The organism is Phreatobacter aquiterrae (assembly GCF_053471285.1).
On record NZ_JBJPHW010000026.1, the window covers coordinates 1 to 9,017 of the forward strand.

A 9,017-nucleotide genomic window follows, 5' to 3' on the forward strand; every position below is an offset into this window, starting at 1 on the left:
GCTCGTGATCCAGCAACAGCCGGATCGCCCGCTCGCGCACTTCGGGGGAAAATTTGTTCGTTGTCTTGCTCATGGTGGCTCATCCTTCTCAGGAGTTGAGCCCTCCGGCAAACCCAGGGCGGTTCAGAGCGGTCGCCTCCGGAGAGATTGATGGAAGAGCCGCCGCCGTGGCTGTCGCCCGATCGGATCGCGTGTGCCGCGAGCGTGACGCCGTGGCTCATGGTCTGCCCACGTCGCATGCGCTGCGCCCAAGCCGGCGGGCTGGCGGCAGAGCCTGTGGCTGCCGGTGCGGCCGAACCGGCATCATTCGCGACCGTTCCCATGCTCGAGCCGCCGCCGGTGGCTCCGAAGCCGCTTTTGACGCCGTCAGCGAAGCTCGAGCGAACGCTTTGCGCGGTCCGGCGCAGCGGAGAGGCTGCCGCGCCGCCGGCCGCTCGTGCGACGCCGCCGAGGCCCGACGCGACGCCGGCGGCGCCCGACTGGCCGAAGGAGCCGAGACTGTAGGCAGCGGACGCGGCTCCCGCCGCGGTGGCTACACCGCGCACGGCGGCGGCGCCGCCGGAAATGGCGCTCGCGCCACCGCGCAGGGCGAGCCCGGCCGTGCCGCCGGCAGCCATGACTGCGCCGCCCGCGACGAGGCCGGTGCCGATGGCGGAGCCTGCGCCGAGTTGCGGGCCGCCGGAAACGATGCCGTTGGCGATACCCGGACCGAAGATGCCGAGACCGAGAAGCGACAGCGCCGCCAATACGACGGCCATCGCGTCGTCGATGGTCGGTGGCTGACCGCCGAATCCTGCCGTGAACTGACTGAACAGAGTCGAGCCGATGCCGATGATGACGGCGAGCACCAGTACCTTGATCCCTGACGAGATGACGTTGCCCAGCACGCGCTCGGCCATGAAGGCGGTCTTCCCGAACAGGCCAAACGGGATCAGGACAAAGCCGGCCAGCGTGGTCAGCTTGAATTCGATCAGCGTGATGAAGAGCTGGATGGCGAGGATGAAGAAGGCGAGCAGCACCAGCGCCCAGGCGAAGAGCAGGCAGGCGATCTGGATGAAGTTTTCGAAGAAGGCGATCCAGCCCATCAGGTTTGAGATGGACTCGAGCAGCGGCCTCGCCGCATCGAGACCCGTCTGCGCGACCCGGCCCGGGCGCATCAGGTCCTGGATGGAAAACCCGGTGCCAGACGCCTGAAGTCCGAGGCCGGCGAAGCTTTCGAAGACGATCCGCGCGAGGTTGTTCCAATTGCCGATGATGTAGGCGAAGACGCCCACAAACAGCGTTTTCTTCACAAGGCGTGCGATGATGTCGTCGTCCGCGCCCCAGCTCCAGAACAGGGCGGCCAACGTGACGTCGATGACGATCAGCGTCGTCGCGATGAACGCCACCTCGCCGCCGAGCAGGCCGAACCCGCTGTCGATGTAGGAGGTGAAGACCCCGAGGAAATTGTCGATGACGCCGCTGCCGCCCATGGCTCACCGCCCTTCGTCGGCGCGTCGCGGCACGGTGCGGCTGCCAAGGAAACGGTCGCGGGTTTCGGCCCAGATGCGCAGACACTCGCTGTCTCTGGCTGCGGCGTCCCCCATCTGCTGGCACCGACGCTGGCCCTCGCGCAGCGGGTCCTCCGCCTCCTCAACCACGGGCGTCGGCCGAACCGCTGGCCTTTCCTCTTTCCGGGTCATCTCGATCGCCGTTGCGGTGATCGCGACGGAGACGAAGATGATTGCGCCCACGCGGGCCAGCGTCTTGCCGTCCATCCTGCTGTCCTCAGTTGCCGTTCGGGAACATCCGGGCGTTGCCGGGCTGATAGCCGGAGCCGGGCGTCAGGAACCGGCGGCGCTGTTCACGGCCTTGTTCGGCGGCCGCGGCCCGCTCGGCATCAACAAGCGCCTGCGCTCGGCCGTTGGCGGCGACGACCGCCACCAGGTCTGCGAGTTGCTGCGCCTGCAGCGCGAGCAGTTGGTTGCCCGCTTGGGTGGCCTGAAGCGCGCCGGTCGCACCCTGGCTCTGCCCGACCAGACCCGCCATCTCGGCGCGGTTGGTGTCGATATTGCCGACGACACCGGCCTGCACGCGCAGTGCGTCCTGAAGGCCGCCGACCGTGTTTTGCCACCGCGATCGTGCATCGGAGACGAGCCGCTGATCCGAAGTCGACAGCGAGATGTTGCTGTACTGGCTCTGAAAGGCTTGGTCGATCTGCTGCACGTCGAAGGCGATGCGCTGTGCCTGACCCAGAAGCGCTTGCGTGCGCTACACCGATTGCTGGAGCTGCTGAAGCGAGGAATAGGGCAAGCTCGCGAGATTGCGGGCCTGGTTGATCAGCATCTGCGCCTCGTTCTGAAGGCTCTGGATCTGGTTGTTGATCTGCTCGAGTGCCCGCGCGGCCGACAGGACATTCTGGACGTAGTTGGTCGGATCATAGACGACCCACTGCGCCGCTGCCGGGGTGACGAATACCGGCGAGAAGGCGACGGGCAGCGACAGGATGGTTGCGGCGAAAAAGGCCGCGCGAGAGCGTCGGATCATCATTGCTTGGGCTCCAGGTTGGTGAGGTCGGGGATGAGGTCGGCAGCCCAGCCGACATCGCGGGCGCGCAGCCAGGCGGGCAGGAAGCCGTCGCGGCCATGCTCGGCGAGGATCGTCTCGATGGCGGCCTGATCGGTTTTCGAGGATGCGGCGCAGAGCGCGAGGGCGACTTCGGAGAGCCCCAGCTCGAACAGCCGGTTGCCGCGCCGCGACTGGCAATAATAGTCGCGCTTGGGTGTCGCCCGGCTGAGGATCTCGATCTGGCGGTCGTTCAAGCCGAAGCGCCGGTAGATTGCTGTGATCTGGGGCTCGATCGCGCGTTCGTTCGGCAGTAGCAGGCGCGTCTGGCAGCTTTCGATGATGGCCGGCGCGATCACGCTGCGGTCGATGTCGGCAAGCGATTGCGTGGCGAAGACGACGGACGCGTTCTTCTTGCGCAGCGTCTTCAGCCATTCGCGCAGTTGCGCCGCGAAGCCGTCATCGTCGAGTGCGAGCCAACCCTCATCGACGATCAGGAGCGTTGGCCGTCCATCCAGACGATCGCCGATCCGATGGAAGAGATAGGCAAGGACGGCCGCCGCCGCGCCGCCGCCGATCAGCCCCTCGGTTTCAAAGGCCTGGACCGCGGCGTCCCCCAGCTGCTCGCCTTCGGCGTCCAGCAGCCGTCCGTAGGCACCGCCTACGCAATAGGGTCTCAGTGCCTGCTTGAGATCGTTCGACTGAAGGAGGACGGCAAGGCCGGTCAGGGTGCGCTCGGGGAGCGGCGCAGACGCCAGCGAGGTCAGCGCTGTCCAGAGATGTTCTTTCACCTCCGGCGTGATCGTGACGCCCTCGCGGGCAAGGATGGCGGCGATCCAGTCGGCTGCCCATGCGCGCTCGTGGATCTCGTGAACGCGCGCGAGCGGCTGAAGTGACACCGACGACGCGGCGCCTTCCGTCAAGCTGCCGCCGAGGTCGTGCCAGTCGCCCCCCATCGCCAGCGCGGCCGCCCGGATCGAGCCGCCGAAGTCGAAGGCGAAGACTTGGGCATCCGGATAGCGCCGAAACTGAAGCGCGATGAGCGCGAGCAGCACGGACTTGCCGGCGCCGGTCGGCCCGACGACCAGCGTGTGGCCGACATCGCCGACATGCAGCGATAAACGAAACGGCGTGCTGCCTTCGGTCTTGCCGTAAAGCAGCGGCGGCGCACCGAAATGCTCGTCCCTTTCCGGCCCGGCCCAGACCGCCGAGAGCGGAATCATGTGGGCGAGGTTCAGGGTTGAGATCGGTGGCTGCCGGACGTTGGCGTAGACATGGCCGGGCAGCGAACCGAGCCAGGCATCGACGGCGTTGATCGTCTCGGACATCGCGGTGAAGTCCCGGCCCTGGATGACCTTCTCCACGAGGCGCAACTTTTCATCGGCGGTGCGCGGATCGGCATCCCAGACGGTGACGGTGGCGGTCACATAGGCCTGACCGGCATAGTCGGCTCCTAGCTCCTGCAAGGCCATGTCGGCATCGGCGGCCTTGTTCGCAGCGTCCGTATCGACGAGCGCGGATGCCTCGTTGGTCATCACCTCCTTCAGGATCGCGGCGATCGACTTGCGCTTGGCGAACCACTGCCGCCGGATGCGCGTCAGCAGCTTGGTGGCGTCCGTCTTGTCGAGAAGGATCGCCCGCGTGGACCAGCGATAGGGAAAGGCGAGCCGGTTGAGATCGTCGAGAATTCCAGGCGTCGTTGCCGTCGGAAAGCCGTTAATCGTCAGTACGCGCACGTGCGCGGAGCCGAGCCGCGGCTCGAGGCCGCCGGTCAGCGGCTCATCGGCGAGAAGCGCATCGAGGTAGATCGGCGTTTCCGGAACGCGCACGCGGTGGCGCTTCGTGGACACTGTCGCGTGCAGGTAGGTCAGGGTCTCGGCGTCATCGAGCCACCGGCATTCCGGCATGAAACCGTCGACGAGCTGGAGAACCCGGTTTGTGCGGTCAATGAAGGCCGCGAGGGCTTCATGGGGATCGACGCCGGATTGTTGGCGGCCCTCGTAGAGCCAGGTCTCGGCCCGTGCGGCGTCCTCGGCGGGCGGGAGATAGAGGAAGGTCAGGAAGTAGCTCGACTCGTAATGCGCGCCGGCTTCCTCGAAGTCGGCCTTGCGCTCGGCATCGACGAGGGCGGAGGCGGCATCGGCGAAGCGGCTTGCCGGATAGGAGGCGGCCTCGTGACGCTGCGCTTCTACAAAGATCGCCCAGCCCGAGCCCAGACGTCGGAAGGCGTTGTTGAGGCGACCGGCGACGGCGACCAGTTCGGCGGCCACAGCAGAGTCGAGATCGGGACCACGAAAACACGCAGTGCGCTGGAAGCTGCCATCCTTGTTGAGCACGACCCCTTCGCCGACCAGCGCCGCCCAGGGCAGGAAATCAGCGAGGCGGGTCGCGGCGCGGCGATATTCGGCGAGGTTCATCATGGCCGCGCCTCAGACCGCGAGATGACCCGGAATGCGCAAATGCCGGCGGCCCACCTCCGCGAAGAGCGGATCGCGCTTCGCCGCCCAGACGGCGGCGAAATGGCCGATCGCCCAGATGAGGAGACCGACTAGCCACAGCCGCAAGCCGAGACCGACGGCGCCGGCGAGTGTGCCGTTCATGATGGCGATGCTGCGTGGTGCGCCGCCCAGCAGAATATGTTCGGTCAGCGCGCGGTGGACAGGAACCGAAAAGCCCGCGACCTCATCGGGATGATGCAGGAGGCCCGCCATCAGACGAGCGCCCCGCCGCCGAACGAGAAGAACGACAGGAAGAAACTGGACGCCGCGAAGGCGATCGACAGGCCGAAGACGATCTGGATAAGGCGGCGAAATCCCCCGCTCGTGTCGCCGAACGCCAGCGTCAGACCGGTGACGATGATGATGATGACCGCGATGATCTTGGCGACCGGACCCTCTATCGACTGGAGGATGGACTGCAGCGGCGCTTCCCAAGGCATGGAGGAGCCGGATGCGTGGGCGGCGGGCGCCAGAAGGAAGCTCAGAGTCAGCGCGGTGGCGGCGGTCGCGAGGCGCTGAAGGCCGCGCGCGATGTGTCGGATCATCCGGGATCTCCTTGTGGGGCTGGAGGCTGGGTTGCAGGGGAAAGGCGGTAGTCGGTGTCCGCTGCGAGCCCGTCGACGCGGGCGAGTTCGGCGAGGCGCCGCGCGGCACCGCGGCCGGAGAGAACGGCGACGAGGTCGATGGTCTCGGCGATCAGCGCCCGGGGGACGGTGACGACGGCTTCCTGGATTAGCTGTTCAAGGCGGCGTAGCGCGCCGAGCGCAGTGCCTGCGTGAATCGTGCCGATCCCGCCGGGATGGCCGGTGCCCCAGGCCTTCAGGAGATCGAGCGCCTCTGACCCACGCACCTCGCCGATCGGGATCCGATCCGGCCGCAGCCGCAGCGACGAGCGCACCAGGTCGGACAGCGTCGCGACGCCGTCCTTGGTGCGCATGGCGACGATGTTCTGCGCCCGGCATTGCAGCTCGCGTGTGTCTTCGATGACGATGACGCGGTCGGTCGTCTTCGCGACCTCAGCCAGCAGGGCGTTGGTCAGGGTGGTCTTGCCGGTGCTGGTTCCGCCGGCCACGAGGATGTTGGCGCGCGATGCGACCGCCTGCCGGAGAATGGCGGCCTGGTCTGCCGTCATGATGCCGGCCGCGACATAGTCGTCGAGCGTGAAGACGGCGACGGCGGGCTTGCGGATCGCGAAGACCGGAGCCGTCACGACTGGCGGCAGCAGGCCCTCGAAGCGCTCGCCGGTTTCGGGCAGCTCGGCCGAGACGCGCGGCCGACGGTCATGCACCTCGGCGCCGACATGATGGGCGACGAGGCGGACGATGCGTTCGCCATCGGTCGCGGAAAGTCGCTCTCCCGTATCGCAGAGGCCGTCAGAGAGCCGGTCGACCCAGAGCCGCCCATCCGGGTTGAGCATGACCTCGACGACTGCAGGGTCTTCCAAGAATCGGGCAATCGCAGGCCCCAACGCGGTGCGCAACATGCGTGCGCCGCGTGAGGCTGCTTCCGATTGCTGATGGTTGACCGCCACGTCGTCCCCGTTCGCTTGCGGGCCTGCGCGACGCGCGGCCCTGGATCGGGGATGAGTAAGAAAGGCAGGAATTGGGGCGTTGCAACAACGCTCAGGGGGTCATCGTACTGTGGCGAAGAAAGACAGGTGATCGGCGGACTGGCGTCGAGCTACGGCAGCGTCTGAGGCTCTTGATCGGCACGTTTTCCCGAGCGGGAACAATTCAGGCCCGGGAGCTACCCCGAGGCGTAAGCTTTCCCGAGCGGGAAATTCTGATAGACATTCTTCAGAAATCCATGATACTTTCCCGTTCGGTAAATATCATGGCCAGACGCAACCTCACCACCGCCGAGATCGGCGACATCGTCCGAACCACCCGCAAGGCCGCTGGCCTGCGGCAGGATGAGCTTGCGGGTGCAGCAGGCGTCGGCCTGCGCTTCATCGTCGATCTCGAGGCCGGCAAGCCGACAGCACAGATCGGCAAGACGCTTCAGGTCCTGTCTGCGCTCGGATGTTCGCTCGATATCACGCCGCCGTCCGACACCAAAGGAGCGCGGCAGGGATGACGCGCACCCTCGATATCTGGTGGGACGGGCGCCTGGTGGGCCAGTTGACGCAGGACCGGCATGGTGAACTCGGCTTCGCCTATGCGCCGGATTGGCTTGACGATGAGGCGGCGCAGCCCTTGTCCGCTTCGCTGCCAAAGCGGGCGGAACCGTTCACTCGCCGCGAGTGCCGCCCGTTCTTCGGTGGCCTCCTGCCGGAGGAAGGCCAGCGCGACGCGGCGGCTCAGGCACTCGGCGTGTCGCGCGCCAATGATTTCGCCCTTCTTGATCGCCTTGGCGGCGATGTGGCAGGTGCGCTCCAGCTTCTGCCACCCGGCGAAGAGCCGGCTACTCTTGCCCCTGATCAACGGCCAACCCCGCTTGACGATGCAGGTCTGATCCGGGTGCTGGACGCGCTGCCCGTTCGCCCGCTGCTCGCGGGCGAGGGAGGGCTGCGCCTCTCGCTCGCCGGCGCGCAATCGAAGGTGCCGGTGGTTCTGGTGGAAGGCGCAGTGGCGTTGCCTGCGCCGGGCCAGCCCACGACGCATATTCTCAAGCCGCCGATTTCGCGCTTCATGGCCACGACCGAGAACGAGGCGTTCGTCATGCGTCTTGCCGCCGCAATCGGTCTCGATGTCGCGCCGGCAGAAGCGCGCACCGTTCAGGATCGAACGTTTCTGCTGGTTCAGCGCTATGACCGCGCAATCGGCGCCGATGGCATTGTGCGCCGGATCCACCAGGAGGATTTCTGCCAGGCGCTCGGCGTGCCGCCGGAAACCAAATACGCCAGCGAGGGCGGCCCGACCTTCAAGGATTGCTTCGCGCTGCTCCGCCGCGTCGCCGCCAGGCCCGCCGTCGACGTGCTGAAGCTTCTCGATGCGGTGATCTTCAATGTGATCGCCGGGAACGCCGACGCACACGGCAAGAATTTCTCGATCCTCTACGACGCCGAAGGTCCACGCATCGCCCCGCTCTATGATTTGCTGGCGACCGTTGCCTATCCCGATCTCTCGCCGAAATTCGCCATGAAGGTCGGAAAGCGCGCAACGCTTGCCGAACTGGACGCCAAGGGCTGGGCAGCATTTGCGGCGGACGCGGGAATAGGCCTGCCGTTGATACGAAGAAGGGTCGCGGAGATCAGCAACGGCGTACTTGATAAAGCAACTGTCGTCGCAGCAGAGCTTTCGCGTTCCGAGTTGGACAGAACGGCTGTTGAGCAGTTTGCCGATATGATCCGCGACCGCACCGAGCGTTGCGCTTTGACGGTCGAAGGAGCAGCTCGGTGAGCCGGTCGATCTAGAGCCGTCCGTCGTGATTGAGCATGACCTCGACGTGGGCCCGCGCGACGCGCGGTCCTGGATCGGAGATGAGTAAGAAAGGCAGGAGTTGGGGTGTTGCAATAATGCTTGAGGGGTTATCGTACTGTGGCGAATAACGACAGATGAACGGCGGACCGGCGTCGGGCCAAGGCCGCAACTATCCTTTCAGATCTACCCGATTGCTGAGCTGCAATGGTTGATGCCCAGTGCGTGCGCTAAGCCCGCCATCAACAGCCCGTTTACTGATATATGGTTGATCCGGCGGCTGAGCGCGCTGCTTGACCCTCAGTGTTCGCGGGGGAGGAGGGCCTGCGTTCCCCTCATGGAAGGCGGCTTAAGGGTGCCTCTTCCAAAAACTCAATAGCCGCAGTGGGGCCGTCTTCTGCCCCAACCTTCACGCCAAGTGCGCGGGCGCGCGCCATCATCCCTGTATCATCCATGGCGGCCAGCGCGGCTGCGAACCGGTCAGTTGTTATACCAACGGCCCTCACGACTGACCGATGTGTGCCCAGTCGCGCATGCCGATTGACGTGATGGTCCCTGGCAGTGCGACGAGCCTGTTCCAGGCCTCGCACGACGCCTGGATGATGTCGTCGTAGGT

7 protein-coding genes and 2 pseudogenes are annotated in these 9,017 nt (G+C 66.1%); 2 read left to right on the forward strand and 7 right to left on the reverse strand.

Annotated elements, in window-relative coordinates; all coding sequences use genetic code 11:
• Positions 1–125 precede the first annotated feature (125 nt).
• From trbL to trbB, 7 genes and pseudogenes are all read right to left on the reverse strand, one after another.
• Positions 126–1,472, reverse strand: a pseudogene (gene trbL / locus ACJ4V0_RS21195) (P-type conjugative transfer protein TrbL); the annotation flags it as partial.
• Between the two features lie 3 nt (positions 1,473–1,475).
• Positions 1,476–1,757 carry a putative entry exclusion protein TrbK-alt gene (trbK-alt, locus tag ACJ4V0_RS21200; protein WP_448301604.1) on the reverse strand — a complete coding sequence of 94 codons (282 nt, stop codon included), beginning with the start codon at positions 1,755–1,757 and terminating at the stop codon, positions 1,476–1,478.
• A 10-nt stretch (positions 1,758–1,767) separates the two neighbouring features.
• Positions 1,768–2,529: pseudogene (gene trbJ / locus ACJ4V0_RS21205) on the reverse strand (P-type conjugative transfer protein TrbJ).
• Positions 2,526–4,964 carry a conjugal transfer protein TrbE gene (trbE, locus tag ACJ4V0_RS21210; RefSeq protein ID WP_448301605.1) on the reverse strand — a complete coding sequence of 813 codons (2,439 nt, stop codon included), beginning with the start codon at positions 4,962–4,964 and terminating at the stop codon, positions 2,526–2,528. The pseudogene trbJ and the gene trbE overlap by 4 nt, the downstream one beginning before the upstream one ends.
• Before the next feature lie 9 nt (positions 4,965–4,973).
• Positions 4,974–5,255: a VirB3 family type IV secretion system protein gene (locus ACJ4V0_RS21215; protein WP_448301606.1), complete on the reverse strand. Its 282-nt coding sequence runs from the start codon at positions 5,253–5,255 to the stop codon at positions 4,974–4,976.
• Positions 5,255–5,587 carry a TrbC/VirB2 family type IV secretion system protein gene (locus ACJ4V0_RS21220; protein ID WP_448301607.1) on the reverse strand — a complete coding sequence of 111 codons (333 nt, stop codon included), beginning with the start codon at positions 5,585–5,587 and terminating at the stop codon, positions 5,255–5,257. The genes ACJ4V0_RS21215 and ACJ4V0_RS21220 overlap by 1 nt, the downstream gene beginning before the upstream one ends.
• Positions 5,584–6,573, reverse strand: coding sequence for a P-type conjugative transfer ATPase TrbB (trbB, locus tag ACJ4V0_RS21225; RefSeq protein WP_448301608.1), 990 nt, complete (start codon positions 6,571–6,573; stop codon positions 5,584–5,586). The genes ACJ4V0_RS21220 and trbB overlap by 4 nt, the downstream gene beginning before the upstream one ends.
• Positions 6,574–6,875: 302 nt before the next feature.
• Here trbB and ACJ4V0_RS21230 point away from each other — a divergent pair, with 302 nt between their 5' ends.
• A complete protein-coding gene (locus ACJ4V0_RS21230) occupies positions 6,876–7,118 on the forward strand; it encodes a helix-turn-helix transcriptional regulator (protein WP_448301610.1) in 243 nt (80 codons plus the stop codon).
• Positions 7,115–8,383, forward strand: coding sequence for a type II toxin-antitoxin system HipA family toxin (locus tag ACJ4V0_RS21235; RefSeq protein WP_448301609.1), 1,269 nt, complete (start codon positions 7,115–7,117; stop codon positions 8,381–8,383). The genes ACJ4V0_RS21230 and ACJ4V0_RS21235 overlap by 4 nt, the downstream gene beginning before the upstream one ends.
• Positions 8,384–9,017: the final 634 nt, after the last annotated feature.